Origin of the sequence: Hamadaea sp. NPDC050747, from assembly GCF_040654195.1 — a bacterium.
GTDB lineage: Bacteria > Actinomycetota > Actinomycetes > Mycobacteriales > Micromonosporaceae > Hamadaea.
This window is the reverse complement of sequence record NZ_JBFAHM010000017.1, coordinates 17683-41692: the sequence shown is the minus strand read 5'-3', so window position 1 is coordinate 41692 and position 24010 is coordinate 17683. Positions and strand designations below refer to the sequence as shown.

At 70.5% G+C, this 24010-nt stretch carries 32 protein-coding genes and 1 pseudogene; 13 read left to right on the top strand and 20 right to left on the bottom strand.

The window, feature by feature from the left end; all coding sequences use genetic code 11:
- Positions 1–53: 53 nt before the first annotated feature.
- The 10 genes and pseudogenes from AB0H43_RS33725 to AB0H43_RS33680 form a co-directional block, all read right to left on the bottom strand.
- Positions 54–365 carry a gas vesicle protein K gene (locus AB0H43_RS33725; protein WP_360006142.1) on the bottom strand — a complete coding sequence of 104 codons (312 nt, stop codon included), beginning with the start codon at positions 363–365 and terminating at the stop codon, positions 54–56.
- Positions 362–565: a gas vesicle protein gene (locus AB0H43_RS33720; RefSeq protein ID WP_360006140.1), complete on the bottom strand. Its 204-nt coding sequence runs from the start codon at positions 563–565 to the stop codon at positions 362–364. Before AB0H43_RS33720 ends, AB0H43_RS33725 begins: the two co-directional genes overlap by 4 nt.
- Positions 552–1436: a GvpL/GvpF family gas vesicle protein gene (locus tag AB0H43_RS33715; protein WP_360006138.1), complete on the bottom strand. Its 885-nt coding sequence runs from the start codon at positions 1434–1436 to the stop codon at positions 552–554. The genes AB0H43_RS33720 and AB0H43_RS33715 overlap by 14 nt, the downstream gene beginning before the upstream one ends.
- Complete coding sequence (locus AB0H43_RS33710; RefSeq protein ID WP_360006136.1) at positions 1429–1812, bottom strand: gas vesicle protein; 384 nt, start codon at positions 1810–1812, stop codon at positions 1429–1431. Before AB0H43_RS33710 ends, AB0H43_RS33715 begins: the two co-directional genes overlap by 8 nt.
- Positions 1809–2132, bottom strand: a complete 324-nt coding sequence (gvpO, locus tag AB0H43_RS33705; RefSeq protein ID WP_360006134.1) for a gas vesicle protein GvpO — start codon at positions 2130–2132, stop codon at positions 1809–1811. Before gvpO ends, AB0H43_RS33710 begins: the two co-directional genes overlap by 4 nt.
- The gene (locus AB0H43_RS33700) at positions 2129–2395 is read right to left on the bottom strand and encodes a gas vesicle protein GvpG (protein ID WP_360006132.1); all 267 of its coding nucleotides are present in this window, start codon (positions 2393–2395) and stop codon (positions 2129–2131) included. The genes gvpO and AB0H43_RS33700 overlap by 4 nt, the downstream gene beginning before the upstream one ends.
- A gap of 1 nt (position 2396) precedes the next feature.
- Positions 2397–3164 carry a GvpL/GvpF family gas vesicle protein gene (locus AB0H43_RS33695; RefSeq protein ID WP_360006130.1) on the bottom strand — a complete coding sequence of 256 codons (768 nt, stop codon included), beginning with the start codon at positions 3162–3164 and terminating at the stop codon, positions 2397–2399.
- Between the two features lie 177 nt (positions 3165–3341).
- Positions 3342–3533, bottom strand: a pseudogene (gvpJ, locus tag AB0H43_RS33690) (gas vesicle protein GvpJ); the annotation flags it as partial.
- On the bottom strand, positions 3530–4504 hold the full coding sequence (locus AB0H43_RS33685) for an SRPBCC family protein (protein WP_360006128.1): 975 nt from the start codon (positions 4502–4504) through the stop codon (positions 3530–3532). The pseudogene gvpJ and the gene AB0H43_RS33685, both read right to left, overlap by 4 nt.
- Positions 4505–4510: 6 nt before the next feature.
- Entirely contained in the window at positions 4511–5119 is a 609-nt protein-coding gene (locus tag AB0H43_RS33680; protein ID WP_360006126.1) for a hypothetical protein, read from the bottom strand.
- A gap of 226 nt (positions 5120–5345) precedes the next feature.
- Between AB0H43_RS33680 and AB0H43_RS33675 the strand changes: the two genes are divergently transcribed.
- Positions 5346–5618 (top strand): hypothetical protein, encoded by a 273-nt coding sequence (locus AB0H43_RS33675; RefSeq protein WP_360006124.1) that lies wholly within the window; start codon positions 5346–5348, stop codon positions 5616–5618.
- A gap of 121 nt (positions 5619–5739) precedes the next feature.
- Positions 5740–6543, top strand: coding sequence for an MBL fold metallo-hydrolase (locus AB0H43_RS33670; RefSeq protein ID WP_360006122.1), 804 nt, complete (start codon positions 5740–5742; stop codon positions 6541–6543).
- Here the strand turns inward: AB0H43_RS33670 and AB0H43_RS33665 are convergent.
- The 3 genes from AB0H43_RS33665 to AB0H43_RS33655 are packed head-to-tail and all read right to left on the bottom strand — an operon-like array spanning position 6540 to position 8061.
- Entirely contained in the window at positions 6540–6710 is a 171-nt protein-coding gene (locus tag AB0H43_RS33665; RefSeq protein ID WP_360006120.1) for a hypothetical protein, read from the bottom strand. The genes AB0H43_RS33670 and AB0H43_RS33665 overlap by 4 nt on opposite strands.
- A gap of 25 nt (positions 6711–6735) precedes the next feature.
- A complete protein-coding gene (locus AB0H43_RS33660) occupies positions 6736–7209 on the bottom strand; it encodes a DinB family protein (protein WP_360006119.1) in 474 nt (157 codons plus the stop codon).
- Between the two features lie 36 nt (positions 7210–7245).
- Positions 7246–8061 carry a GDSL-type esterase/lipase family protein gene (locus AB0H43_RS33655; protein ID WP_360006444.1) on the bottom strand — a complete coding sequence of 272 codons (816 nt, stop codon included), beginning with the start codon at positions 8059–8061 and terminating at the stop codon, positions 7246–7248.
- Positions 8062–8172: 111 nt separating this feature from the next.
- On the opposite strand from AB0H43_RS33655, the gene AB0H43_RS33650 reads away from it, so the two are divergent.
- Genes AB0H43_RS33650 through AB0H43_RS33635 form a run of 4 tightly spaced genes read left to right on the top strand, consistent with a single transcriptional unit; the run spans position 8173 to position 13130 of the window.
- Complete coding sequence (locus tag AB0H43_RS33650; protein WP_360006117.1) at positions 8173–8862, top strand: SRPBCC family protein; 690 nt, start codon at positions 8173–8175, stop codon at positions 8860–8862.
- Positions 8863–8916: 54 nt separating this feature from the next.
- Positions 8917–9747 carry a transglutaminase-like domain-containing protein gene (locus AB0H43_RS33645; protein WP_360006115.1) on the top strand — a complete coding sequence of 277 codons (831 nt, stop codon included), beginning with the start codon at positions 8917–8919 and terminating at the stop codon, positions 9745–9747.
- A gap of 57 nt (positions 9748–9804) precedes the next feature.
- Positions 9805–12111, top strand: a complete 2307-nt coding sequence (locus AB0H43_RS33640; RefSeq protein ID WP_360006113.1) for a glycoside hydrolase family 95 protein — start codon at positions 9805–9807, stop codon at positions 12109–12111.
- A gap of 5 nt (positions 12112–12116) precedes the next feature.
- A complete protein-coding gene (locus AB0H43_RS33635) occupies positions 12117–13130 on the top strand; it encodes an aldo/keto reductase (protein WP_360006111.1) in 1014 nt (337 codons plus the stop codon).
- A 116-nt stretch (positions 13131–13246) separates the two neighbouring features.
- Here the strand turns inward: AB0H43_RS33635 and AB0H43_RS33630 are convergent, their stop codons facing one another.
- Complete coding sequence (locus tag AB0H43_RS33630) at positions 13247–13924, bottom strand: winged helix-turn-helix domain-containing protein (protein ID WP_360006109.1); 678 nt, start codon at positions 13922–13924, stop codon at positions 13247–13249.
- A 65-nt stretch (positions 13925–13989) separates the two neighbouring features.
- Here AB0H43_RS33630 and AB0H43_RS33625 point away from each other — a divergent pair, with 65 nt between their 5' ends.
- Positions 13990–14580: a flavin reductase family protein gene (locus AB0H43_RS33625; RefSeq protein WP_360006107.1), complete on the top strand. Its 591-nt coding sequence runs from the start codon at positions 13990–13992 to the stop codon at positions 14578–14580.
- Between the two features lie 10 nt (positions 14581–14590).
- On the opposite strand, the gene AB0H43_RS33620 is transcribed toward AB0H43_RS33625, so the two are convergent.
- On the bottom strand, positions 14591–15214 hold the full coding sequence (locus AB0H43_RS33620; protein ID WP_360006105.1) for an alpha/beta hydrolase: 624 nt from the start codon (positions 15212–15214) through the stop codon (positions 14591–14593).
- A 136-nt stretch (positions 15215–15350) separates the two neighbouring features.
- On the bottom strand, positions 15351–16136 hold the full coding sequence (locus AB0H43_RS33615; protein ID WP_360006103.1) for a class I SAM-dependent methyltransferase: 786 nt from the start codon (positions 16134–16136) through the stop codon (positions 15351–15353).
- 47 nt (positions 16137–16183) lie between these two features.
- Between AB0H43_RS33615 and AB0H43_RS33610 the strand changes: the two genes are divergently transcribed.
- Positions 16184–16750: a TetR/AcrR family transcriptional regulator gene (locus tag AB0H43_RS33610; protein WP_360006101.1), complete on the top strand. Its 567-nt coding sequence runs from the start codon at positions 16184–16186 to the stop codon at positions 16748–16750.
- An 11-nt stretch (positions 16751–16761) separates the two neighbouring features.
- On the opposite strand, the gene AB0H43_RS33605 is transcribed toward AB0H43_RS33610, so the two are convergent.
- On the bottom strand, positions 16762–17085 hold the full coding sequence (locus AB0H43_RS33605) for a helix-turn-helix transcriptional regulator (protein ID WP_360006099.1): 324 nt from the start codon (positions 17083–17085) through the stop codon (positions 16762–16764).
- A 245-nt stretch (positions 17086–17330) separates the two neighbouring features.
- Here AB0H43_RS33605 and AB0H43_RS33600 point away from each other — a divergent pair, with 245 nt between their 5' ends.
- Positions 17331–17960, top strand: coding sequence for an ATP-dependent Clp protease proteolytic subunit (locus AB0H43_RS33600; protein ID WP_360006097.1), 630 nt, complete (start codon positions 17331–17333; stop codon positions 17958–17960).
- Positions 17957–18559 carry an ATP-dependent Clp protease proteolytic subunit gene (locus AB0H43_RS33595; protein WP_360006095.1) on the top strand — a complete coding sequence of 201 codons (603 nt, stop codon included), beginning with the start codon at positions 17957–17959 and terminating at the stop codon, positions 18557–18559. Before AB0H43_RS33600 ends, AB0H43_RS33595 begins: the two co-directional genes overlap by 4 nt.
- A 68-nt stretch (positions 18560–18627) precedes the next feature.
- Here AB0H43_RS33595 and AB0H43_RS33590 read toward each other — a convergent pair whose 3' ends face one another.
- Together AB0H43_RS33590 and AB0H43_RS33585 are read right to left on the bottom strand one after the other, a co-directional pair.
- Entirely contained in the window at positions 18628–19173 is a 546-nt protein-coding gene (locus AB0H43_RS33590) for a DsbA family protein (RefSeq protein ID WP_360006093.1), read from the bottom strand.
- A complete protein-coding gene (locus AB0H43_RS33585; RefSeq protein ID WP_360006091.1) occupies positions 19170–19643 on the bottom strand; it encodes a redoxin domain-containing protein in 474 nt (157 codons plus the stop codon). The genes AB0H43_RS33590 and AB0H43_RS33585 overlap by 4 nt, the downstream gene beginning before the upstream one ends.
- Positions 19644–19771: 128 nt before the next feature.
- Between AB0H43_RS33585 and nhaC the strand changes: the two genes are divergently transcribed.
- From nhaC to AB0H43_RS33570, 3 genes are read left to right on the top strand one after another with little or no spacing between them, the layout of a single operon-like run.
- On the top strand, positions 19772–21256 hold the full coding sequence (gene nhaC, locus AB0H43_RS33580) for a Na+/H+ antiporter NhaC (RefSeq protein ID WP_360006089.1): 1485 nt from the start codon (positions 19772–19774) through the stop codon (positions 21254–21256).
- 56 nt (positions 21257–21312) lie between these two features.
- Positions 21313–22344 (top strand): LLM class flavin-dependent oxidoreductase, encoded by a 1032-nt coding sequence (locus tag AB0H43_RS33575; RefSeq protein WP_360006087.1) that lies wholly within the window; start codon positions 21313–21315, stop codon positions 22342–22344.
- Position 22345: 1 nt separating this feature from the next.
- Positions 22346–22996: an NADPH-dependent F420 reductase gene (locus AB0H43_RS33570; RefSeq protein ID WP_360006085.1), complete on the top strand. Its 651-nt coding sequence runs from the start codon at positions 22346–22348 to the stop codon at positions 22994–22996.
- Here the strand turns inward: AB0H43_RS33570 and AB0H43_RS33565 are convergent.
- On the bottom strand, positions 22989–24005 hold the full coding sequence (locus tag AB0H43_RS33565) for an asparaginase (protein WP_360006083.1): 1017 nt from the start codon (positions 24003–24005) through the stop codon (positions 22989–22991). The two genes, AB0H43_RS33570 and AB0H43_RS33565, sit on opposite strands and share 8 nt — an antisense overlap.
- Between the last annotated feature and the right edge of the window lie 5 nt (positions 24006–24010).

Here is a 24010-nt window from a genome sequence, read left to right as displayed (position 1 = left end):
GTGCCCCACCGGGAGGGGAAATCCGGCCCGGCGCGCGTTTGGACCGCTGCTCGTTAGGAGGAACGCGGGTGTTCCGGCGGCAGCAGTGTGCCCAGGGGGCCCAGATCCAGGTTCAAGTCCTCCGGCCGCAGCCCGAAATGCTCGCACAGCACGGTCATCTGCTCGTCGAGGGCCAGCAGCGTGGCGCCGATCTGCTCGATCTGGTCGTCGGTGAGGTCGCCGTGGTCGATGCGGCGCAACGCCTGCCGTTCCATGAGCTGGCGGATCAGCTCGACGATGGTGAGCACCAGGGCAGCGAAGCCGCGTTCGGCGGAGTCGCGGTCGAGTTCGATCCGGCGGCTGCTCGGCGGACCGGTGGCCGTCATCGCGGATCCTCGACGCCGGCCGCGGAGGCGAGCAGGGCGTTCAGCGAGAGGTGGATCAGGTCGACCTCGGCGATGGAGATCGTCACGTCTCCGGTGATGACGACGCCGGCGGCCAGGACGCGGTCCAGGATGTCGACCAGGGACGTCTGCGCGGGCGGGAGGACGACCGATTGATCGACCGGGTCGTCATAGGGCTGCACGGTCCGCCCCTAATCCCGCTGCGGCTGCCCGGCTCGGCTCGGTTCGTTCGAGGCTCAGCTCGGCCGGTTCCGGGTTCAGCTCGGCCTGGTCAAGATGCAGATCGGTCTGCTCGAGGTTCAGCTCGGCGAACGAGTACGCCGGCCACGGACCCGTGATGTCCACGCGTACCTCGGGATTGCTGTGGCGCAGGCCGTCGACCGCGCCGAGGAAGACGCCGACATCGCGATCGTCGACGAGGAAGGCGCCGTTGAGCACCGGGACCTCGGCCCGCGGCACCCGGCCGACCAGGTTCTGCTGGGCTTGCTGGCTGTGCCGGGCCAGCACGCGATAGATGGTCTGCGCGGTCGCGGCGGTCCGCGCGGCGGCCCGGCGACCGGCGTCCAGCTCGGCCCGGCGCCGCTGCAGATATCGGGCGCCCGCGCCGGTCGCCGAGCCGTCGTCGGCCGAGTCGGCGGCATCCGCCGCCATGGCTCGCGGGTAGACCTTGATCCCCCATTCGGTACGCCCAGCGACGTGGTCGAGGGCGGCGTGCAGCTGGTATCGCCGCTCGGCCAGCAGGGCGTCGAGGCTGTCGTGGTCGGCGAAGACGGTGGCCAGCCGGGCCGGCAGGGTGGCGCCCATCCGGGCGACGACGGTGATGACCGCATGGTGGGCACGCGCGATGGGCTCGAGCGTCGGCAGGTCGTTCAGCGCGGTTCCGAGGTCGGCGGCCGGTGCGGCGTCGAGGTCCAGCACGGTCGCGATGGCGACGAGGTCCCCCACATCCCGCAGGCACACGGGTTGACCTCTCATCCCGGTGATCGCCAGCCCGTCCAGGTCGTCGGACGGACGGGTGACCGCGTAGAGCCAGAGGCCGGTTCGGTTACTCATCGTTCTGCTCCTCCGATAGTCGATCGTCCGAGAACCGCTGCTCCGCGAAGTGGTCGCCGTTCGCGATAGCCTCCCGCCGGGGACCGGTGACCGGCGTACTCGTCGGGCCGCCGACGGCCGGCTGTGCACCGGAGGTGAGCCACGGATCGTGCTGCCACCAGTCGATGCCGAGCTGACGGGCGGTCTCCACGGACGCGACGAGCAGCCGGAGCTTGACGGTCAGCAGCTCGATGTCGAGCAGGTTGACCTTGATGTCCCCGACGATCACGAGTCCCTTGTCCAGGACGCGCTCCAGGATGTCGCCGAGATTGGCCGACTGCTGGCCGGTCGCCGGGGCGCCCAGCGGTTGTGCCATGCCTGTGGTGGATTCGGTCATGAGGAGACCCCGTCGTCGCCGTGACCCCGTGAGTACCGGCGGACGCGCCGGTAGGACAGCAGTTCGCCATCGAGGTCGATCTCCGCCGTGTACAACGCCAAGACGTCGGTCGAGGACGGGACGCGCCGTTCCTCGACGGTCTCGACGCCGATCAGCCAACCCTGGTCGGACGGCTCCACCGAGACGATGCCCACGGTTTCGTTGCCGGTGAGGTCCGCGACGTGCCGCAGCCCGGCCTGCGCCGCCTCGGCGGTCGTCAGGTCCTGGTCCGCTCCGTTGCGGCGCCGCCCGGAGACGTCGGTGTCGTGATGGGTTCTCATCCTTGCTCCTCCTCACCGTTGTCCGAGGTGGTGTCGGACGGCTGGGCGACCAGCCGCCCGACGATCTCCCGCTCGGCCTGTTCGCGGTCGGCGTCGGACAGGTCTCCGCTCTGCTCGGCGGATTCCAGCTGCTCGATCTGCCGCCGGGCGTTCCCCGGGTCGTAGAGCTGCCGGTCTACCTCACCCTGGATGACCTTGGCCACCGCCAGCAGGCCGCGTACCGGTGCCAGCGGCAACGTGGCGATGGCCGCGAACAGGTCCATGTCACGCCTCCGGTGCGGCGACGAAGTCGTACGCCGCCATCGGGCCGAGCAGCTGCGGCGTGATCCAGCCGTCCCAGCGGTGTGCCAAGTCCTCGGCGTACTGTTCGAGGTCGCCGGAGCGTCCGGTCTCGGCCAGGACGGCGAGATAGATCGCGTCGTCCTCGTGCGTCGGGTCGCGAACGCTCATTTCGCGGGCGAGCGGCTGCAGCTCCCGCATCACCGTTTCGGTGTCCGCCTTCCGCTTCGCCTCCACCGCCTGACCGATGAACTCGCCGAGCCGGATCCGCGCGTCCCGGCTCTGCTCCTCCGGTACGCCGTGGAGGGCGTCCCGCAGCCGGGCGGCCGCCGGGTTCTCCTGCAATACCGCGGCCAGCAATGCCTCCGAGTCGTAGCGGCCGTGCAGGACGTATTCGGCGTACCCCTCGATGTCGTCGAGGTCGGCGGCCAACTCGTCCTGGTGCGCGTCGAGCAGCTCGTCGGCGACGACCTCGGCGCTGGGCGCGACGGCGCCGAAGCGCATCGGCAGCACCGGGGCCACCGCCGCGACCATGTCGAGGACCTGCTTGTGCGCGACGAGGTCGTCGGGCCGGCCCAGCGGCCGGTCGCGGTCTATCTCGCTGACCAGCCCCGCGACCCGGCCCCGCCGGATCACCTGTACGCGAGCTGGCGGGGCCGCGACGCCCCGCACCTCCTCGTCGATGTCGACGTCGGCCGGCACGACGCCGTACACGTAGCAGACGCTTCCCTGGCCGGTGTCGCGATCAGACATGTCCGTCCCCTACTGTCGTTGCCGGGAGCCGAGCGAGTCGGCCAGCTGGTCGAGTGCCGAGCTGGCCGCGCCCAGTGCGCTGTTGGCCGCCTTGCCCTTCGCGTGGCCGGAGGTCGCCGACTGGACCACCTCGGGCAGACCGGCCCCGCCGGAGTCCAGCTGAAGCCGATCGGCTCGCTCGGCGAACCGCAGATAGGTGTCGACGCTGGCGACGACCACCCGCGCGTTGATGGTCAGCAGCTCGATGCCGGCGACCGACGCGCCGATGTACGCGTCGATCACCAGCCCCTTGTCGAGAACGGTGTCGACGACGTCGGCCAGGGACGAGCCCGAGCCACCACCACCACCGCCGTCGGTCGAGATGGTCATGATCGCGCCTCCGTTCTGGTCCGGGCGCCACGTTCATCGCGCGAGCGTCCTCGTCCACGCGGACGCTCGTCCGCGCGCCGGTCGCTGGACGGCCGACGGCGCGCCCGGGATTCCTCGTCCGCTGGACGTTCCCGCTCCGGCTCGACCTCGTCGCCGGGCTCCATGCCGTCGTCCGGCTCGCCGACCTGGTCGTCCTCGGCTTCGGCTTCGCCTGGTTCGGCGGTCACCTCACCGTCGTGGATCTCACCGCGCCAGCCGGTGACGTCCTGCGGATGGAGCAGCGTGTCGGTCATGACGTGCCGGGCGAAGTGCTTGAGTTCCAGCCGCGCCCGGCGGCCCTGCGCCCGCCAGAGATTGCCGGTGTACTCGAAGAACCCCTGTGGGTGGTATTCGAGGACGAGGACGATCCGGGTGAGGTTCGGGCCGAGTTCGTGGAAGGTCACCGCGCCGTCGGGGTAACCCTTCTCCCCCTGCGACCGCCACACGATCCGCTCGTCGGGAACCTGGTCGACGATGTCGGATTCCCAGCTGCGATGCGACCAGAGGATCTGGGCCTTCCACGACAGCTTCTGCGGCTCGTCGCCCTGTTCCACCGCCTCGACCTTCTTCATGAAGCTCGGGAAGTCGGTGAACTGCGTCCACTGGTTGTACGCGACACTGAGCGGCACCGCGACGTCGATGCTCTCCACGATGTTGGTGACCTTGAGCTTGCCGCGACCGCCGCCACCACCGCCGAGCTTCTGTTTGACCTTGTCGACGAGGCCCAGGGCCTTGCCCGCCGGTCCGCTGTTGTCGAGGACGGCCTCCTTGACGTCTCCCGCCGCCCCCTTGGTGTAGTCGGCCAGACGCTCGGTCGCCGACCCCATGCGGTCGCTGACGGAGGAGACGGCCCGCTTGCCCACGGCGCTGATCACGCTCTCGACGGCTTTGCCGAGGACGCCTGTGGGACGTTCACCGGTGTGCGCGGTCATCTCGGGCTACCTTCCCCGCCGCCCGGCCGGTTCGGGCCGATTGCGGCGTACCGGCTGCCGGCCGCGCGACTGCTCACGAGGCTGTTCCTCCGGCTCCTCGTAGTCCTCGTCTTCGTCGCCCTCGTCGCCCTCGTCGCCCTCGTCGCCCTCGTCGCCCTCGTCGTACTCGTCGGTCTCCTCCTCGGGCTCCGGCTCTTCACGCCGGCGGCCGGCCGGCCGGCCGCGCCGGGATTCACCGGACTGCGAGCGTTCGCGCCGCTCCTCCGGCTCCTGTTCCTCGGATTCCCGCTCGTCCGACTCTTCGCCCCCTTTGGCGCCGATACTCGGCATGCCTTCGGTGAGGCGTCCGCTGAGTTGGTTGAGCCGGCTGGTGAGCGCGGTCATCGCGGCGCCCTTGGCCGCCTCCATGAGCCGTTGGCCCGGTTCGGTGAGCTGCTTCAAGTCAGTCGACGAGGTCAACGAACGCGCCCCGCGCTGCATCATCTCGTTGGCCGGCCCGGCGAACTTTCCCGCAGCCGCCGCCGCACCCAGCAGGATGGCGAGCTTCAGCTTGTGGGTTCGTCCCAGCACGTAGCCGACGCCGACGGCGAGGGGAATCGCCACTGTCGGTTTCATCGATGTCCTCCCATCTCATGTACGGCTGGACGCACCGATGGAAGCCTTGTTTTCGCTGGTGAGGGCCTAGATGGTGAGCCCAGCCGCTGGATCTGGCGACGCGTACCCTCGCACCTTCGCAGCAAACAGGCCGGGCCGGGCGAATGTGCGATCACCTGCCCGGAAGCGCAGGCATAGCATGATCCATAGGCGATCGTGGCCACGCACCAAGGAGATGATCAAGGTGATGATCGAGGAACTCGACGGCGAACAACACCTCGTGCGGATCCCGTTCGAAGACGACTCCGTCGAGATCTTGGTCCGGGCGTCCGCCGACGCCGTCGCGCGCATCGCACCGGACGGCGTCCCCGCCGTACGCGTGGTCGAGGCGACGATCGACTATCTGCTGACCCGCCAACGCCCCGACGATCTGCCGCCGCAGTTGGATCTGGAAGACGTCGTGCCCGCGTACGAGGGATTCGAAGGCGAGCTTCGCCGGCGGCTGACCGAGACTTCGTAAGGACGACGACGCCGCGACGACAGCCTTGTGACGACCTGGTCGACTTCGTCGCTTGGTTTGCGACCGTGATCTTCGCTTCCACCACAGGCTGCCGAGCCGTCGCGACGGTTAGAGTTCGGTCGTGGATGCCAAGATCAGCCTGACCCGTCAGGACGGGGCCATCGCCGTCCTCGGCGGGCCGACCGCCGTCATCGACCTCGGCGGACTGCGTATCGTCGCCGACCCGACGTTCGACGACGCGGGACCGCACGGATACCTCACCAAACTCGCGGGGCCGGCCGCCGCCGAGGACGTCGTCGGCCCGGCCGACCTCGTCCTCGTCAGTCATGACCTGCACCCCGACAACCTCGACGACCGTGGCCGGGCGTACGCGCTCGGGTCGCCGCTCGTGATCGCCGGCCCGGTCACCGCCGGACGGCTCGGCTCGCCCGCGATCGGCGTACGCCCCTGGGACAGCCACACGGTGACCCGCCCGGACGGCGGCGAGCTGGCCGTGCAAGTCGTGCCGGCCGTGCACGGGCCCGAGGACGGCGACCGGGACGCCGACGGCAACGTCAACTGCGAGGTCGTCGGGTTCGTCCTCACCGGACCGGGGCTGCCCACGGTCTACGTCAGCGGGGACAACGCCTCGATTCGCACGGTCGCCGAGATCGCTCAACGCGTACCGCACATCGACGTCGCGGTGCTCAACGTCGGGGCGGCCCGCGTACAACGGCGGTTCAACGGACGCGCGTTGACCCTCGACGGCGAGCGGGCCGCGGCCGCGGCCGCGGTGCTGGGCGCGGACGTCGTCGTGCCCGCGCACTACGACGGCTGGGCGCACTTCTCCGAAGGGCTCGCCGAGATCGAGCGGGCCTTCGACGACGCCGGCCTGTCGGCGCTGCTGCGGACGGCCCCGCACGGCACGTGGGTGCCGCTCGGTTAAACCGGTTCGGCCCCGGACCTGACCTTCGTGGCGATCCGGGGCCGCGCCACGCCGTCGACGGAGGTGCAGATGCCGAAGACGCGGGCGTGGCTGGTCCAGCCGTTCACGCGTCCGCGGTTGTTGCTGATCTGCACCCGCCCGGCGGCGTGATTCACCGCGTCGGGCAACGGATTTCCGTCCCGACCGGCCGGATCAGCGGCCGGTCGAGCCGTCGATCAGCTCGCGGATGATGTCGGCGTGACCGGCGTGCCGGGCCGTCTCCTCCAGCATGTGCGCGATGACCCAGCGCAGGTTCATCGGCGGCTGCGAACCGGGTTCACGGCATTCGGCGTCCAGGTCGCCGGTCGCGAGGATCGGCGCGACGTCCACCCAGGCCTGCTGATACGCCGCCACCACGGCCCCGATGGTGTCATCGGGCAGCACCTCCGCCGACGGAAGCTCGACCTGTTCGCCGGCGAAGCGCCGCCGGAACCAGGAGTACTCGGTCTCGGTGAGGTGCTTGACGAGCCACAGCAGCGAGGTGCCGCTGCCGACCGGGGACTGCCGTGCCGCCTCCTCGGCGACTCCCGTCACCTTGCGGACGAGCGACTCCCGCTGGAACTGGAGCAGCTGGACGAGGTTCTCCCGTTCGCCGGTGACGAGGCGCGGCGGTCGTTGGTCAGCCATTGTCGAAGGGTACGCCCAGCGACCGTGCTCCCACGGTCACCGGAGGATCTTGTCGAGGATCGGCTTCACCACAGCCGCGATCCGGCCCGCGAGCTGCTGGTATCCGGCGACGTTCGGGTGGACGGTGTCGTAGGTGGAGATCCCGTCGAACGACACGTACGCGATGCGCTTGCCCGCCTGAGCCTGGCTCTTGACGTACGTAGGGATCCAGTTCTTGTAGCCGTCGTGGTAGTCCGTCATCCCGATGACCACGATGTACACGCCGGGCTTGGTCTGAAAGACGAGGTTGATCCAATCGGTCATCGCCTGGATCACCACCGCGTCGGGCTGGTCGCCACGCCCGCAGCAGTAGTCGTTGCCGCCGCCCTGCATGATCACGACATCCGGCTGCGCGGCGGAGACCCACCCCGCCGTCTGCTCGTACATGCTGGTGCTGTTGCAGGGCGTCGCGTGGATGCAGGCGCCGCCCTCGGCCTGCATGTCCTTGTCGGCCAGGCGGCTGTCGCCCCGCTCGTCGGAGCCGACATAGTCGATTGCGTACGCCGGCAGCTTCTTCAGCAGGTCGAGCCGGTAGCCGTTCATCACCTCGTCCTTGGCTCCGGCGGAGATCGAGTCGCCCAGCACCATCACCTTGATCTTGCGTCCGTTCGGCGGGACGACCGGGCTCGGGCTCTTCGTCGGAGTCTTCGAGGAGGCCGCTGTCGGCGCGGTGGTGGACGACAGACCCACCGTCTCGTCCGCGGACGGGGAACTCGCATCGGTCTGTCCGGGTGCGACAGACCCGGCCGGCGGCCCGCCGCACCCGGACAGCAGCAGTCCCACGACGGCGATCGTCGCGACTCCTCTACGCATCACCCGAGCAGTGTGGCCGCGGACGGCTTGCCCGGGTGGCGGAAACCCGACTGTTCCGCCCATCGAGTAGCAGTGTCGGGACGGCGAAGGATGGGTCGCTAAGCTACCTGAATGCTGGCCGGCCTCCGCCTGACGAATGCTTTGCGCCTGCTGGACGCAGGCGATGCCGTCCGGGGCGAGGCGGAGCTGCGCACGGCGGCGACGGCGGGCGACGCGGTCACGCAGGTCACCGCCTGGTGTGCCCTCGGCGATCTGCTGCTCCACCAGGGGCGCCACGCCGAAGCCGCGACGGCGCTCGCCATGTGTCTGGCCGTATCCGCTCCTCCGGAACTCGACGACGTGGTCGAAGCCGACCGCGCCAGGGCGTCAGCGCTGCTGGAGTCGGTCGCACCGGCGATCGAGGTGGAGACCGACATCGGCGTACGCCCCGAGCGGGTCTGGGACGTCATTCGCGACGTCGGCGCGGTCCACACCCGGCTGCTGCCGGACCGGGTCACCGGTACGCGGATCGACGGCGGCCAGCGGTTCCTGACCTTTCCCGACGGTCACGTGATCCGCGAAATCATCCGGGCGGTCGACGACTCCTCCCGTCGTTTGGCGTACGCCGTCGTCGAGGGTGCCCGGCCGCCGCTGGATCACCATGAGGCCGAGTTCCAGGTCTTCCCCGCCGCGGAAGGGCGCAGCCGTCTCGTGTGGACCGCCCGGGTGCTGCCCGCCGAGCGGGCGGCCGAGGTGCGTACGCGCATGGAGTACGGGATCGCCGACATCCGCCGCACCGTCGAAGGCGGATCTGCGAGGTAGTGCCCTTCCTCGGTGGAGGCGCGGATGTCGTACCCGGCGCATAGCGTGGCGTCCATGCCGATCGACTACTCAACTCCCGGCGTCTTCACCGCGCTCACGCCGGATCAGCGGCAGCTGGCCGCCGAGGTGCCCGGCGACCCCGTCGCGGTCTGCCGCGCCGTCGCCGGGCTGATCGTCCACCCGGCCGAGACCGGTTCACTGGGTCTGCCGGAGATCCGTCTGGGCGCGCAGGCGATCCGGCCGGTGACCCGTATCCTCGACGAGCTGCTCGCGATCGATCCCGCGCCGCTGACCAAGCACCGCGAGCCTCGGCAACGGGTGGTCGGCACGTGCCGCCACTTCGCGACGGTCTCGGTGGCTCTGCTGCAGGCGCACCGCATCCCGGCGCGGGCTCGATGCGGATTCGCGTCCTATTTCCGGCCGGGCCGGCACGTCGACCACTGGGTCGTCGAATACTGGTCTGGTGACGACTCGTCCGGCGGCCGGTGGGTCCGGATCGATCCGGAGATCCTCGACGGCTCCGCTGTGCCGCGCCCCGATGACCTCGCGCCGGGCGAGTTCCTGACCGGCGGCGAGGCCTGGCAGCTCGTGCGGAGGGGCGACGCCGATCCGGCCACGTTCGGCGTCAACCACACCGACGACGCATGGGGACCGGCCGAGATCCGCGGCAACGCCATCCGCGACCTCGCGGCGTTGATGCAGATCGAGACTCTGCCCTGGGACGAGTGGGGTCGCATGGAGGCCTCCTATCGAGGCGCGACCGGCCCCGACTACGACCAGTTGATCGATCGCGTCGCGGAAGTGTGCGCCGGGGCCGACACCGAGCAGGTCCGGGAGCTTTACCACTCAGCGGATGTGGCCGTCCCCGCCGACCTGACAACCTGACGCCTTGGCGGCTGACCACATTTGGTTGGACGCCAAACAAAGCCTATCCTGGCGACCGTGCCGGAATTGATCTTCGCGCGTCCCGCCGCCGCCTGGGAAGAGGCGACGCCGGTGGGCAACGGCCGCCTGGGTGCGATGGTGCACGGCGGTTTCCCCGTCGAACGGATCAGCCTCAACGAGGACACCTTCTGGTCCGGCCCGGGCGACACGACCGTTCCCGAGGTGCCTGCGGGCCTGCTCGACGAGGTACGCCGCCTCGTCCGGGAGGGCGCATTCGTCGCGGCGGGCGACCTGCTCCGGCGGACGCAGGGCGCGGACGCGGAGGCGTACCAGCCGGTCGGGGATCTGGAGATGACCCTGGTGAGCCCGGAGGGCGGCGGGACCTACCGGCGGAGCCTCGACCTGCGCGACGGCGTCTCGATCGTCGACCGCGGCGGGTTCCGCCAGGAGGTGCTCGCCAGCGCCGGCCACCAGGTCGTCGTGATCCGGCTGGAAAGCCACGGGGACGACGGTGTGAACGCCGACCTGCGCTGGACGACGCCGCAGCAGAGAGCCGAGATCCGGCCGGACGGCGACGGCCTTTCGCTGACGGTGTCCGCACCCCGGCATGTGATCCCGTGGCCCCGCCGGGACGGCGAAGTGGCCGCCGACGACGACTCGATGTGGGCGTACGCCGTCTTCCAGCTGGACTCGGACGGCGGCGAAGTCCAGACCACTGTGGACACGGTCAGCATCCGGCATGCCCGGTCGGCGACCGTCTATGTCGCGATCCGGACGAGCTTCGACGGCTGGGATCGGCCGCCGGCCAAACACGGTTACGAGCAGGCGGCTCGGGCCGATGTCGATCGGGCTCGCCAGGCGGGCTGGGCCGCCGTCAAGGCAGCGCACGTCGCCGAGCATCGGGCGCTGATGGACCGGGTCACGCTGACCGTGGACACCGAGGACGACCGATCCGGGTGGCCGACCGATGAACGGCTGGAGCGCCGGGCCGCCGGGGAGACCGACGAGCAGCTGCCGGTCCTGGCCTTCGCGTTCGGCCGATATCTGCTGGCCGCCTCCTCCCGCCCCGGTACGCAGCCGGCGAACCTGCAGGGCGTCTGGAACCCGCATGTCGTGCCGCCGTGGAACTGCGAGTACACGGTGAACGTCAACGCCGAGATGAACTACTGGCCGGCCGAGACGACGGCGCTGGCCGAGTGCCACGAGCCGCTGCTGCGGATGATCGGTGAACTGGCGGAGTCCGGCCGGGCGACCGCCCGTGGGATCTACGCCGCCCGCGGCTGGACGTGCCACCACAACACCGACCTGTGGCGGATCACCGTCCCGGTGGGGCTCGGTCAGGGCGATCCGATGTGGGCGCAGTGGCCGATGGCCGGGGCGTGGCTGGTCACGCATCTGGCCGAGCACTGGCGGTTCGGGCGTGACCTGGACTTCCTGCGGCAGGCGCTGCCGATCGCGGCCGACGCCGCCCGCTTCGTCCTTGATCTGCTCGTCGAGAACGCCGACGGCCACCTGATCACGTCGCCGTCGACCAGTCCGGAGAACCAGTTCGTGACGCCCGACGGTGCGGCCAGTGTGGAGGAAGGCACGGTCATGGACCTCGTGCTGGCCCGGGAACTCTTCGAGTTCCTGATCGAGGCCGAGGCCGCGCTCGGAACGGTCGAACCCGGGGACCAGGCCGCGATCGAGGAGGCCCGGCAGGCACTCCCCCGGCTCTCCCCGGTGCGGATCGGCGGTCGAGGTCAGCTGCTGGAGTGGTCGGCCGAGCGTACCGAGGTCGAGCCGCACCACCGGCACGTCTCGCACCTTGTCGGCTTCTACCCGGGCCGTGCGTCCACCGGGGATCCCGCGCTCGAAGCCGCCGCGCGGCGGTCGCTGGAACTGCGGCGGGACGCCGGAACGGGCTGGTCCATCGCCTGGAAGATCGGGCTCTGGGCCCGGCTGCGCGACGGCGACGCCGCCCACCGCCTGATCGGCGAATACCTCACCCCGGTCCGGTCGGACGGACAGTTCCAGGGTGGCGGGGTCTATCCGGCGCTGCTCTGCGCTCATCCCCCGTTCCAGATCGACGGCAACTTCGGCGTCACCGCCGCCATCGCCGAGCTGCTCGTGCAGAGCCACGGGCTGGCGGACGGCGTACCGGTGGTCGAGCTGCTGCCCGCGTTGCCGTCGGCGTGGCCGTCGGGCCGTGTCACCGGTCTGCGCGCCCGGGGCGGTGTGACGATCGAGGAGCTGACCTGGGCCGATGGTAGGCTCGCCGGCGCCCGCCTGATCGCGACCGTTCCCACCACTGTGGACGTTGTCGCAAGTGGACGCCGGGAACGGGTCACGCTCGCAGCGGGAGACCGCCACACGGTACGCTGATGATCATGCGCTATCGCCTGTTCGGCAACACCGGCCTCCGCGTCTCGGAAGTCTTCCTCGGCGCGATGACCTTCGGCGAGCAGGGCGGGGTCGGCGCACCCTTGGACGAGTGCCGCCGCATCCTCGACCATTACGCCGAGGCCGGCGGCAACGTCGTCGACACCGCGGTCAACTACCGGGGCGGCGCGAGCGAGGAGTTCCTCGGCGAACTGCTCGAGGGCCGCCGCGACGATTTCGTGCTGGCGACCAAGTACACCGTCTCCCGCAACGGCCGCGACCCCAACGCCGCCGGCAACCACCGCAAGAACCTGGTCCGCTCCCTGGAGACCAGCCTGCAGCGGCTGCGCACCGACTACGTCGACGTCTACTGGGTGCACCTCTGGGATCGCCACACCCCGGTCGAGGAGACCATGCGCGCGCTCGACGACGTCATCCGGGCCGGAAAGGTGCTGTACATCGGCATCTCCGACGCGCCGGCCTGGGTGGTCGCTCGCGCGAACGTGCTGGCTCAATGGCACGGCTGGACGGCGTTCGCCGGGTTGCAGGTCCCCTACAGCCTGCTCAACCGCGACATCGAACGGGAACTGCTGCCGATGGCCGAGGCCACCGGAATGTCCGTCGCGGCGTGGAGTCCGCTCGCGGGCGGCATCCTGTCCGGCAAGTACACCGACGGGACCGCCGAAGCCACCAGCCGCCTCACCGCGGCGAACCTGTCCGAGCGCGATCACACGGTCGCCCGCGCGGTCCAGCAGGCCGCCGACGAATTGGGCGCCACGCCGTCGCAGGTCGCCCTGGCTTGGGTCCGCGCCCGCTCGCAGACCGTCCACCCGATCGTGGGCGCGCGGTCCGTCACCCAGCTCGCCGACAATCTCGGCGCGCTGGACCTCACTCTCCCGGACGAAGTGGTACGCCGTCTGACCGAAGCCGCCGACTTCTCCGTCGGCTTCCCCACCGAGTTCATCGCGCAGACCAGCGACTGGGTCTTCGGCGAAGCCGGCCGCCGCGTAGACGGCCGCTGACCTCCGAACTGTCCACACGCGACGGACCGTGATCGCCAGCCCGAAATGTGTCGCGGGCAGCCCGGACTCCGACACGTACCGGGATGCGGATCTAGTCCGGTGGCGAAATCGGGACCTCAGGGGATGGCGCCCCAGGGACCGAGGACGGCGCGACCTCGCTCGGTGACGGCGAGCGCGCGTCCGGTGCCGATCGGGGTGACCCAGCCGTCGGCTTTGGCATACGCGCACAGTGCCGCGCCGATGGCGCCGCCGAGATGTTCGACGCGTTCGGTCCAGTCCAGGCAGCCGCGCAACGGCGGCCGGCGGGACGGGGCGGGCAGGACCACGCCGAGGTCGGTGAGCCAGGCAGCGCCCGGCTTGGTCAGCGCGGGGCCGTCGGTCCAGGTGACGAAGCCGTGCTCGGTCATGGCCCGGGCGAGGGTGACGCCGAGCGCGCCGGCGAGGTGGTCGTAGCAGGTGCGTGCGTAGGCCAGTGCTTTGCCGCGCCGGTCGTCGGCCAGTCCCCGGACCGGTACGCGGATCTTCGGGGCCGCCTGCGCCATGGCTTCGATCAGGGCGGCGGTCTCCTCGTCGCGGATGCGGACGTAGCGGTGCCGTCCTTGGCGGTGTTCGACGGCGATGCCTCCGGCGACGAGGCGGTGGACGTGTTCGGTGGCGGTCGACGCGGCCACGCCGCTGTGGCGGGCGAGTTCGGAGACGGTCCACGCCCGGCCGTCCAGCAGCGCCAGGCAGAAGCCGGCGCGTGTGCGGTCGGCCAGCAGGGCGGCGAATCCGGCCAGGTCAGGCGTGGTCATCAGGCAATGATGCCGCAGTCACGGTTCGGCCGGCGCCGAAGCGTACCGGGATTAGCGTCGGCGACATGATCATCGCCCCGAAGATCCTCTATTTCGGCACCCCGGTCGTGCTGCTGTCCACCGAGAACGACGACGGCAGCGCCAATCTCGCCCCGAACTCGTCGGCTTGGGCGCTCGGGCACACCCTCGTGCTGGGGCTCGGACCGGCCGGGCATACGGCGTACAACTTGGCGAAGCGGCCGGAAGTCGTGATCAGCGTGCCGGGACCACGGCAGTGGGCCGCCGTGGAGCGCCTCGCGGACCTGACCGGCGCGTGGCCGGTGCCGGACCACAAGCGGGCGGCCTATCGGCATGAACGCGACAAGTTCGGCGCGGCCGGGCTGACGCCGGTGCCGTCGGTGAAGGTACGCCCACCGCGCGTCGCGGAGTGCCCGCTGCAGCTGGAGGCGCACGTCGAGGCGGTGAGCCACAACGCCGCCGACGATTTCCTCATCGCGCAGGCGAGCGTCGTGGCCGTGCACGCCGACCCGGAGATCGTCGTGCCCGGCACCGATCACGTCGATCCCCGCCGGTGGAGTCCGCTCATCTATAACTTCCGGCACTACTTCGGGCTGGGCGAGCGGCTCGGGCACAATTTCCGAGCCGAGACGCACTAACCGAGACGGATCAGCGGAAGAAGTCGCGGAGCACCTCGGCCACGAGCTCCGGACGGCCGTCGTCTTCGGGGCCGGAGTGGCCGAGGCCGGGCAGCGTCCGGCGCTGCGCGCCGGGGATGGCGCTGGTGAGCGCGTCGAGGGCGGTGCCGAGGTAGGCGGGGCTGCGGCTGCCGCCGAGCAGCAGGACCTGGGCGTCGAGATGGGCGAGCTCGTCCGCTGTGTCGGCGGTTTCGCGGACGAGTGCCATGTCGAAGTGCATGGTCGGGGTGAGCGCCTCGATCGTCACGTCGCCTGCCGGGGCGTCGCGCTGCAGCCGGACCGTCAGCGGCATCACCAGGTCGAGCACCGGCCGGGGCACCCGGTTGAACAGCGGCTCGACGCCCATCGACTTGAGCGCGGTGACCAGCGCCCTACCCCGTTCGCCGACGGCGATCTCTCGATCGAAACGGTCCAGCCACGCGATCGGCACTGAGCCGCCGATGGACAGGGGCGGTTCGTAAGCGGCCACACGGTGGAGCTGCGGCAGGGTGCGGGCGGCGTACAGGGCGATCAAGCCGCCGGAGCTGAGGCCGAAGACCCGGCTCGCTCCCGTCGCTTCGGCGAGGGCTGCGACGTCCTCGATCTCGCGAGCCATACGGGGACGCCGTCATCGGCAGTGGACGGTATCCGCAGCTCAGCCGCATCATGCTCGACGCGGAGACCCCGCATGCCGAGGACCGGCCGGACCGGCTGTTCCGCTACGGGTTGGCGCGCGTGCTGAGCGGGATCGGCTAACGGCGGACGGCGGTGAAGCCGACGGTGGCGTAGCGCATCGTGAAAGTGCCGCCGAGCTGGTCGATCGCCGCGCCGACGGCGGCGAGCACTTCGGCCAGCTGGTCCGGCGCGAGCCGGGTGAGGCCGCCGGAGGTCGGCAGCTGCGCCAGCCACTGGTCGCGGGCGTACGCACGTTGCCAGTCGAACCGGAAGGGCTGGGGGTCGGCGAACCGCCCGGTCTCCTGCGCCGCCGCCGCGAACTTGACGTACATCCCCTGGTAACCGTCGAGGATGGAGATCCCGGCGGGTGGCACCGGCGCCTGCGGGAAAACGCGGCGGAGGACGTCCGCGCTCGCGGCCGCGATCTCGGCGGGCGGCTCGAAGGCGTGGCCGAACGGGGCGAGCACGCCCTCCGGCCGCAGCACGTCGGCGGCCTTGGCCGCGCCGGCGACGGGGTCGATCCAGTGCCACGCTGTTCCGGCGACTACGGCGTCGAACCGCCGCCCGCGGGCGTCCCAGTCCTCGAAGGTCGCCACCTCGGCCTGGACGCCGGTGGTCTGGGCGTACGCCGCCATGCGCGGATCGGGCTCGACGCCGAGGACCGCGCAGCCCGCGGCCTGGAACTGCCGGGCGGCGATGCCGGTGCCGCAGCCGACGTCAAGGATCTCCCGGCCGGGGCTCAGCTCGACGATCCGCCCGATCAGGTCGGCCGGGTAGGCCGGCCGGGTGCGGTCATAGCGGTCTGCGTCGACGCCGAACGACTCCGCCGTCCTGCGATCTTGGTGAGGCTCTAGAATGGGCATGTGCCCACACTAGTGGGCGCTTGCCCACTCTGCAATGGGAGTCACCTGTGCCGACCGGCGTAGCCCTGCGCGACGTACGCCAGCAGCTGTTCGACGCGGCCGAGCGCATCCTGCTCCGCGACGGGCCGAGCGCGCTGACGAGCCGGGCGGTGACCGACGAGGCCGGGGTGGCCAAAGGCGTACTGCACAAGCACTTCGCCGACTTCGACGAGTTCCTCGCCGAGTTCGTCCTCGACCGCGTCGGGCAGACACCGCCCGCGCTCACCGACGCGGTCGGCGTCGGAACCGTCGCCGACAACGTCACCGAGGCGTTGACGGCGTTGCTCAGCTCGGTCGCCCTGGCGATCGTCCCGCTGGTCACCTTCCGGTCGCAGCTGCGGGTACGGCTGCGGCGTACCTGGCCGGCCGGGGTGCCGGTGCTGACCGAGGGCGCGATCATGCTCGGCGAGTATCTGGCGGCCGAACAGCGACTGGGGCGGGTGGATCCGGCCGCCGACCCGCAAACTCTTGGCGCGATGCTGATCGGCACCGCTCATCTGCAGTTCGCCGACCGCACCGCCGGGCCGCCGACGCCAGAGGCGGTACGCGTGATCGTCGACTCGGTCCTGCGCTGACGACCTCGCCGTCAGGCGGCCAGCGCGTACGCCGCCCGGCAGGTGGGACCGGTGAACACGCTCGGCCGCAGGTTCCGGAGGTTCTCCGCGATCGCCGCCGCGACATCGACGAGAGTGACATCCAGCGCTCCGGTGACCGCGGCGATCATCTCGCTGGACGGTTCCTTGGTGCCGCGCTCCATCTCGGAGAGATATTGAGGCGACACTCCCGCCCGGGCCGCCGTCTCGACGAGCGTCTCCCCGCGCTCCTGGCGAAGCGATCGCAGGTGCTCGCCGAGGACGTGGCGCCACAGCGGCTCGCGATCAGGGTGGCCGGCCGGGCGGGGCGCCGTCATCAGCCCTTGCTCACGGTCGGATCGAGTCTCACCGTCGGACCGAGTCTCATGGTCAGCTCGAGTGTCGCTGCCGGTCAGGGTGTCGTCTGTCCAGGGGGTCTGAGCCACGCCTCATGGTAAAGCGGGCGGTGCCCCCAGGAGTGGTTCTTCCGCCCACAGCCGAACGTGGTTTCCGCTGCTGTGAGCAGATCTGCCGACGGCAGACGACACCCCGTCCGGCCGTGTTCGGCGGGCAGGGTGGACGGATGAGCGAGCAAAGACCCCCGATGTTCACCGAGCGCGTCCGGCGTGAGCTGTACGAGCAGCGCGTCCTCGTCCTGGACGGCACGCTCGACGACGACAACGGCACCCTCCTGACGACACAGCTGATCACGCTGGCGATGGATGATCCGTCCACCGACATCGCCCTGTGGATTCATTCGCCGGGCGGGTCGGTGCCGTCCATGCTGGCGATCCGCGACGTCATGCGGGTGCTCCCGTGCGCCGTGTCGACGTTGGCGCTGGGCATCGCATACAGCGCCGGCCAGTTCCTGCTCTCGGCCGGGACCCGCGGCAAGCGGCGGGCGATGCCGCACGCCCGGGTGCTCATGCACCAAGGCTCGGCGGGCATCGCCGGCACCGCGGTCGACGTCGAGTTGCAGGCCAACGACCTGCGCCATACCCGCGACACGGTGCTGCGGCTGATCGCCGAGGACACCGGCCAGCCCGTCGAGCGCGTCTTCGAGGATTCCCTGCACGACCGCTGGTACACCGCTCAGGAGGCCCTCGAGTACGGGTTCATCGACGAGATCGTCGCGGAGTTCGACGACATCGCGCCGCGGGGCCGCCGCCGCTACGTCGGCCTCCGCGCGGCTGAGGAGGCGACGTCCCGATGAGCAGCTACATGATCCCGAACGTCATCGCTCAGCATCCGCGCGGGGATCGCATCATGGACGTCTACTCGCACCTGCTGACCGAGCGGGTCGTCTACCTCGGCACGGCGCTCGACGCCGGAGTCGCGAACGCGCTCGTCGCGCAGCTGCTGCACCTGGAGGCGGACAATCCTGAGCGCGAGATCCAGCTCTACATCAACTGCGAGGGCGGGGATCCCAGCGCGATGCTGGCCGTCTACGACACGATGCGCTACATCAGGCCGCAGATCGCGACGATCTGTGTCGGGCAGGCGGTCGCCGTCGGCGCGGTGTTGCTCGCAGCGGGCACGTCCGGCAAGCGCGCGGCGTTGCCGCATGCCCGCATCGTCCTGCATCAACCCGCCGCGCAGGGCCGCGGCGCGATCCCCGATCTGATCCTCCAGGCCGACGAGGTGGTCCGGGTCCGGGCCGACATCGAGGAGGTTCTGGCGCGGCATACGGGGCAGAGCGCTGAGACTTTGCGAGCCGACACCGACCATGACCGCGTGTTCACCGCTGTGGCCGCCCAGAAGTACGGCCTCATCGACCACGTGATCGAGGAACGGGACGTGCCCAGCCGGTAGGTCACCGAGGGTGACTGGGAGGCCGCCGGCGAGGACCTGGCCGAGGTCTTCGCCGGCGGCGCCTCGCGTCAGAGCGGGCGGGCGGCGTCGACCGCGCGGATCAGGTCGGGCAGCTGATACCCGCCGTCGTGGCGTACTCCGTTGAGGAAGAACGTCGGCGTGCCGTTGACGCCGCTGCGTACGCCGCCGAGGAAGTCGTGCCGGATCCGGTCGGCGAACACGCGCCCGACCATCGCTTTGACCATGCCTCCGGACGGGTCCAGCTCGGCGGCGGCCGCCGCCAGGTGCGGCGGATCGAGCTTGTCCTGATGCGTGAACAGCCAGTCGTGCGCGTCCCAGAAGCGGTCGGCCGGAGCGGACTCGGCGAACTCGGCGGCGGGTTCGGCATATGGGTGGATGTCGCTGAGCGGGAAGTTCCGGAACACGAGCCGGACGACGTCGGCGCGCTCCCGCAGCAGCTCCTCGACGATCGGGTACGCCGCCCCGCAGTACGGGCACTGGTAGTCGCCGTACTCGACCAGGGTCACCGGCGCCGACTCGACGCCGCGGATGTGGTCGCCGGCGCCGACCGGGATGGTCAGCCGCCCGGTCTGGATGTCGAACGGTGTGGTCACGAAGCACCTCCGAGGGCTTCCAGCGCGGCCAGGATGCCGTCCGCGCCGGGGTTGACGCCGTCCGGTGACTCGAAACTCCAGAACACCGTGCCGGACGGGTCGATGACGAACAGGGTGCGCCGCGACTCGCCGGTCTTCTCGTCGTAGGAGCCGTACGCGCGGGACACCTCGCCTTTCGGCTCGAAGTCGGACAGCAGCGGGAACCGCAGCCGGCGGCTGCCGGCGAAGGCCTGGTGGCACCAGACGCCGTCGACGGAGATGCCGAACAGCTGGGCGTCGTAGCGGTCGAACTCCGACTTGACCGCCTGGTAAAGCGCCATCTGGTCGCTGCACACCGGGCTGAAGTCGGCCGGATAGAAGGCGAGCACGACCGGGCGGCCACGCAGCGAGCTGAGGCTGACGGTCTCGCCCGGCGCGGTGGGCAGGGTGAAGTCGGGCGCCTTGTCGCCGGACTGCGGCATCTCGGTCATACCGCCATCGTTACCCGAGCGTCCCGGCCGCAACCACGAAACCGCCAAAGCTCGGCGTACTCGGGAAAGGCTCGCGAAACCCCCCGAACCGCTCGGATCCCTCCGTAGAGTCTCGACCAGGGGTCTTGATGCCGAAACAACCGCGGGAGCCGTCGCTCCTGGACGCGATCATCCCGCTCGTCGTCCTGGCCGGTCTGATCGCCGCGGCGCTGGCGCTGTTCGGGCTCGACGCGCTGGACGGCCCGATCCAGGCCGCGCTCATCGTCTGCGTGCTCGTCGCCGGGCTGATCGGCATGAAGAACGGTCACACCTGGGCCGACGTCGAACGGGCCGCGCAGAGCGCGTTCACCTCGATCACCAGCGCGGTGCTGATCCTGCTCGCGGTCGGGGCGCTGATCGGCATCTGGAACCTGTCGGGAACGATTCCCACGTTGGTCTACTACGGCATTCAGGTGCTGTCACCGTCGTGGTACTACGCGGCGACCGCGATCATCTGCGGCGCGGTCGCGATGAGCATCGGCAGTTCGTGGACGACGGCGGGCACGATCGGCGCCGGGCTCATCGGGGTCGCCGCGATGCTCGGGGTCTCCCCCGCGATCACCGCCGGCGCGGTGATCTCCGGGGCGTACCTGGGTGACAAGCTCTCGCCGCTGTCGGAGACCACCATCCTGACCGCCCAGATGGTCAAGGTGGACGTCCACGAGCACATCAAACGCCAGGCGTGGACCTCCGTCCCCGCTTTCGTCCTGGCCACGGCGGTCTTTCTCGTGCTGAGCCTGGTACGCGCGCCGAACGTGCACAACCCGGTCGGCAAGGACGTCGAGCTGGCCGGCTTGGGCGACATCTACCACATCACCCCGTGGAATCTGCTGCCTCTGGTGCTGCTGGCGGCCCTGTCGATCCGCAAGGTTCCGGCAACCCTGGCCCTCATGGTGTCGGCGCTGTTCGCCGGAGTCCTCGGTGCGTTCCTGCAGCCGCAGGTCATGCGGGACTTCGTCGGCGGTGGCGAAGGCGCCGTCGTTGGGTCGATCAAGGGGATCTGGTCGGCGATGGCCAACGGCTTCGAGATCGACTCGGGCATCGGGGAGATCGACCGGCTGCTGTCGCGCGGCGGCATGGACAGCATGCTGCCGACCTTGTGGCTGATCATCGGGGCGGTCACCTTCGGCGCGGTGCTGGAGGAGTTCGGGCTGATCAACCGCCTGATCGATCCGCTGATCCGCTCGGCGCGCAGCACCGGCCGGCTGTTCGTGGCGGTGTTCGCGTGCGGCTTCGGGCTCAACGTGGTCGCCGGGGATCAGTACATCGCGCTGGTCCTGCCGTCGCGGGTGTTCCGGCTGGAGTTCGAGAAGCGAGGGCTGGCGCCGACCAACCTGTCGCGGTTGGCAGCCGACAGTGCGACGGTCACCTCACCGCTGGTGCCGTGGAACTCCTGCGGCGCGTTCATGGGTGCCGTCCTGGGTGTGCCGGTGCTGTCCTACCTGCCGTACGCGATCTTCAACTACGCCAGCCCGGCGCTGAGCGTGCTCTACGGCATCACCGGGTTCAGAATCGAGAAGGCGGGGACACGACCCGAGCAGCTGGCGGAACATTCCACCGACGGCGTTTGTTGACGGTTCAACAAGACGTGCCATACTGGGCGCGCCACCGCGACAAAGGAGCTGTACGCATGTCTGAGCTGGTCTTCGGCCTCGACACCTTCGGCGACGTGCCGCAGGACGACGCCGGCAAGCCCACCTCGCAGGCCGCCGCCATCCGGCAGGTCGTCGCCGAGGCCGTGCTCGCCGACCAGATCGGCGTCGACGTGATCGCACTGGGCGAGCACCACCGCCCCGAGTACTCGATCTCCACCCCCGAGACGGTGCTGGCCGGCATCGCCACGCGTACGGAGCGGATCAAGCTCGCCTCCGGCGTCACCGTGCTCAGCTCCGACGACCCCGTCCGGGTCTACCAGCGGTTCGCGACCGTCGACGCGCTGTCGAACGGGCGCGCCCAGGTCATCCTCGGCCGCGGCTCGTTCACCGAGTCCTTCCCGCTGTTCGGCTACGACCTGGCCGACTACGACGTGCTCTTCGAGGAGAAGATCGAGCTGTTCGTCAAGCTGCTCGACGAACAGCCGGTGACCTGGAACGGCACCGTACGCGCGCCGCTCGACGACGCCGACGTGTTCCCGAAGACCGAATCGGGCCGCCTCGACACCTGGGTCGGCGTCGGCGGCTCACCGCAGTCCGTCGTCCGGACCGCGCAATACGGACTCCCCCTCATGCTGGCCATCATCGGCGGGCAGGCCAAGCGGTTCGCGCCGTACGTGGACCTCTACCGGCGCGCGGCCGAGCAGCTCGGCACGACGGCGTACCCGGTGGGCATGCACTCCCCCGGCTTCCTCGCCGACACCGACGCCGAGGCCAAGCAGATCTTCTGGCCGCACTACCGGGTGATGCGCAACCGCCTCGGCCGCCTGCGCGGCTGGCCGCCGATCACCCAGGCCGAATTCGAGAGCGAGATCGAGAACGGTTCGCTCTACATCGGCTCGCCGGAGACGGTCGCCCGCAAGATGGCCCGCTCGATCCAGGACCTCGGCGTCGGCCGGTTCGACCTGATCTACACGGCCGGCGCGCAGCCGGTCAGCGCCCGCCTGCGCGCCGTCGAGCTGTACGGCACCAAGGTGATCCCGATGGTCCGCGACCTGCTGGCCGGCTGACATGCGACCGGACGAACAGGTGAAGACGATCGGCATCCTGGGGGCGGGCAAGCTGGGCACCGTGCTGGCCCGGCTCGCCCTCGCCGCGGGCTACCGCGTGCTGGTCGCCGGTTCGGGCGACCCAGCGAAGATCGCCCTCACGATCGAGGTGCTGACGCCCGGTGCGATCGCGACGACGGCCGAGGACGCGGCGGCTCAGGCGGACCTCGTGATCCTGGCCCTGCCGCTGGGCAAATACCGGCGCGTACCGGTCGAGGCGTTGCGCGGCAAGCTCGTCGTCGACGCCATGAACTACTGGTGGGAGATCGACGGCGTACGCGAGGATCTGACCGATCCGCAGACGTCGTCGAGCGAACTGGTGCAGGCGCACCTGGCCGGGTCACGGGTGGTGAAAGCGTTCAACCACATGGGCTATCACGACCTCGAAGAGGGAGCGCTGCCGCCCGGAGACCCCAAGCGCACCGCCATCGCGATCGCCGGCGACGATCCGGCCGACCTCGCGACCGTGGCGCACCTCGTCGACTCGCTCGGCTTCGACCCGGTGATCGCCGGTCCGCTGGCGGCCGGCGTACGCCTGCAGCCCGGGACCGAGATGTTCGGCGCGCACGTCGACGCGGCCGAGGTCCGCGCCCGGCTGGATCGGGCTAGCTGACGTCCTCGGCGAACGACCGCCGGATCTGTTCGCCGGTCGCGCCTGCGGCCAGCAGCGTACGCAGCAACACCCGGGCTTTGAGCGGGTCCAGGAACCCGGCCGGGATCAGCCCCCGGCCGAGCAGGTCGCGTTCCGAGCCCGGGAATCCGTAGGACGAGGTCAGCACCGGCCCACGGCCGATCCGGGAGGCGAGCACGACCGGGATGGCCGCCGCCGCCTTCGTCAGCGGTTCCACGAGGACGGCCGGGACGTGCCCGACTCCCATGCCCGCGACGACCAGCCCGTCCATCCTGGATTCGGCGTCGGCCAGGAATACCGGATCGTCGTCGAGGGTGATCGTGTGCAGCAGGACTCTGACTGCGCGCGCCGTCGCACCCGGGTACGCCGCCGGCACCGAACGCCGGGCAACCGGACCGGTCAGCCACCGTGGCGTACCCTCCACCAGACGACCCGCCGGTCCCGCGTTGGGTGACGTGAACGCGGACGGCGAGGTGGTGTGGTTTTTCTGGACCCGCGCGGCGAGATGGATCTCGTCGTTGAGCACGACGAGCACGCCACGGTCCCGCGCGGCCGGATCGGCGGCGGTGGCGACGGCGGCCAGCAGGTTGGCCGGGCCGTCGGCCCCGGCGGTGGCCGGATTCCGCATGGCGCCGGTGACCACGAGCGGCTCGGGCCGGGTATGGCGCAGATCGAGGTAGTAGGCCATCTCCTCGATGCTGTCGGTGCCGGTGGTGACCACGATCCCGGCGGCGCCCCCGGCTATCGCCTGGTCCACGGCGGTCCGCAGGTCGTCGAGGTCGGCGAAGCTCAGCCACGCGCCCGGCATTCGCCCGAAGTCGACCACGTGCAGGCGGTCGCCGTGCTCAGCCAGCCCGGGAACGGCCCGGACGAGGTCGGCGGCGGTGAGCTGCGGGCTGACACCGCCGTCGCTGGTCGGGACCATGGCGATGGTGCCGCCGACGCCGATCACGGCGACGATCGCGGCGTCGGCGGGAACCTGCGGTGACATGCCGC

What these genes read in the sequence shown, in the direction of transcription:
- gvpO (WP_360006134.1), bottom strand. Translation starts at nt 2,132, where the DNA reads ATGAGAACCCATCACGACACCGACGTCTCCGGGCGGCGCCGCAACGGA.
- AB0H43_RS33635 (WP_360006111.1), top strand. Translation starts at nt 12,117, where the DNA reads ATGCGCTATCGCCTGTTCGGCAACACCGGCCTCCGCGTCTCGGAAGTC.
- AB0H43_RS33585 (WP_360006091.1), bottom strand. Translation starts at nt 19,643, where the DNA reads ATGACCGAGATGCCGCAGTCCGGCGACAAGGCGCCCGACTTCACCCTG.
- AB0H43_RS33620 (WP_360006105.1), bottom strand. Translation starts at nt 15,214, where the DNA reads ATGGCTCGCGAGATCGAGGACGTCGCAGCCCTCGCCGAAGCGACGGGA.
- AB0H43_RS33625 (WP_360006107.1), top strand. Translation starts at nt 13,990, where the DNA reads ATGATCATCGCCCCGAAGATCCTCTATTTCGGCACCCCGGTCGTGCTG.
- AB0H43_RS33660 (WP_360006119.1), bottom strand. Translation starts at nt 7,209, where the DNA reads ATGGCTGACCAACGACCGCCGCGCCTCGTCACCGGCGAACGGGAGAAC.
- AB0H43_RS33565 (WP_360006083.1), bottom strand. Translation starts at nt 24,005, where the DNA reads ATGTCACCGCAGGTTCCCGCCGACGCCGCGATCGTCGCCGTGATCGGC.
- AB0H43_RS33615 (WP_360006103.1), bottom strand. Translation starts at nt 16,136, where the DNA reads ATGCCCATTCTAGAGCCTCACCAAGATCGCAGGACGGCGGAGTCGTTC.
- AB0H43_RS33605 (WP_360006099.1), bottom strand. Translation starts at nt 17,085, where the DNA reads ATGACGGCGCCCCGCCCGGCCGGCCACCCTGATCGCGAGCCGCTGTGG.
- AB0H43_RS33595 (WP_360006095.1), top strand. Translation starts at nt 17,957, where the DNA reads ATGAGCAGCTACATGATCCCGAACGTCATCGCTCAGCATCCGCGCGGG.
- nhaC (WP_360006089.1), top strand. Translation starts at nt 19,772, where the DNA reads ATGCCGAAACAACCGCGGGAGCCGTCGCTCCTGGACGCGATCATCCCG.
- AB0H43_RS33655 (WP_360006444.1), bottom strand. Translation starts at nt 8,061, where the DNA reads ATGCGTAGAGGAGTCGCGACGATCGCCGTCGTGGGACTGCTGCTGTCC.
- AB0H43_RS33575 (WP_360006087.1), top strand. Translation starts at nt 21,313, where the DNA reads ATGTCTGAGCTGGTCTTCGGCCTCGACACCTTCGGCGACGTGCCGCAG.
- AB0H43_RS33680 (WP_360006126.1), bottom strand. Translation starts at nt 5,119, where the DNA reads ATGAAACCGACAGTGGCGATTCCCCTCGCCGTCGGCGTCGGCTACGTG.
- AB0H43_RS33715 (WP_360006138.1), bottom strand. Translation starts at nt 1,436, where the DNA reads ATGAGTAACCGAACCGGCCTCTGGCTCTACGCGGTCACCCGTCCGTCC.
- AB0H43_RS33700 (WP_360006132.1), bottom strand. Translation starts at nt 2,395, where the DNA reads ATGGACCTGTTCGCGGCCATCGCCACGTTGCCGCTGGCACCGGTACGC.
- AB0H43_RS33630 (WP_360006109.1), bottom strand. Translation starts at nt 13,924, where the DNA reads ATGACCACGCCTGACCTGGCCGGATTCGCCGCCCTGCTGGCCGACCGC.
- AB0H43_RS33645 (WP_360006115.1), top strand. Translation starts at nt 8,917, where the DNA reads ATGCCGATCGACTACTCAACTCCCGGCGTCTTCACCGCGCTCACGCCG.
- AB0H43_RS33650 (WP_360006117.1), top strand. Translation starts at nt 8,173, where the DNA reads ATGCTGGCCGGCCTCCGCCTGACGAATGCTTTGCGCCTGCTGGACGCA.
- AB0H43_RS33695 (WP_360006130.1), bottom strand. Translation starts at nt 3,164, where the DNA reads ATGTCTGATCGCGACACCGGCCAGGGAAGCGTCTGCTACGTGTACGGC.
- AB0H43_RS33710 (WP_360006136.1), bottom strand. Translation starts at nt 1,812, where the DNA reads ATGACCGAATCCACCACAGGCATGGCACAACCGCTGGGCGCCCCGGCG.
- AB0H43_RS33675 (WP_360006124.1), top strand. Translation starts at nt 5,346, where the DNA reads ATGATCGAGGAACTCGACGGCGAACAACACCTCGTGCGGATCCCGTTC.
- AB0H43_RS33685 (WP_360006128.1), bottom strand. Translation starts at nt 4,504, where the DNA reads ATGACCGCGCACACCGGTGAACGTCCCACAGGCGTCCTCGGCAAAGCC.
- AB0H43_RS33570 (WP_360006085.1), top strand. Translation starts at nt 22,346, where the DNA reads ATGCGACCGGACGAACAGGTGAAGACGATCGGCATCCTGGGGGCGGGC.
- AB0H43_RS33725 (WP_360006142.1), bottom strand. Translation starts at nt 365, where the DNA reads ATGACGGCCACCGGTCCGCCGAGCAGCCGCCGGATCGAACTCGACCGC.
- AB0H43_RS33600 (WP_360006097.1), top strand. Translation starts at nt 17,331, where the DNA reads ATGAGCGAGCAAAGACCCCCGATGTTCACCGAGCGCGTCCGGCGTGAG.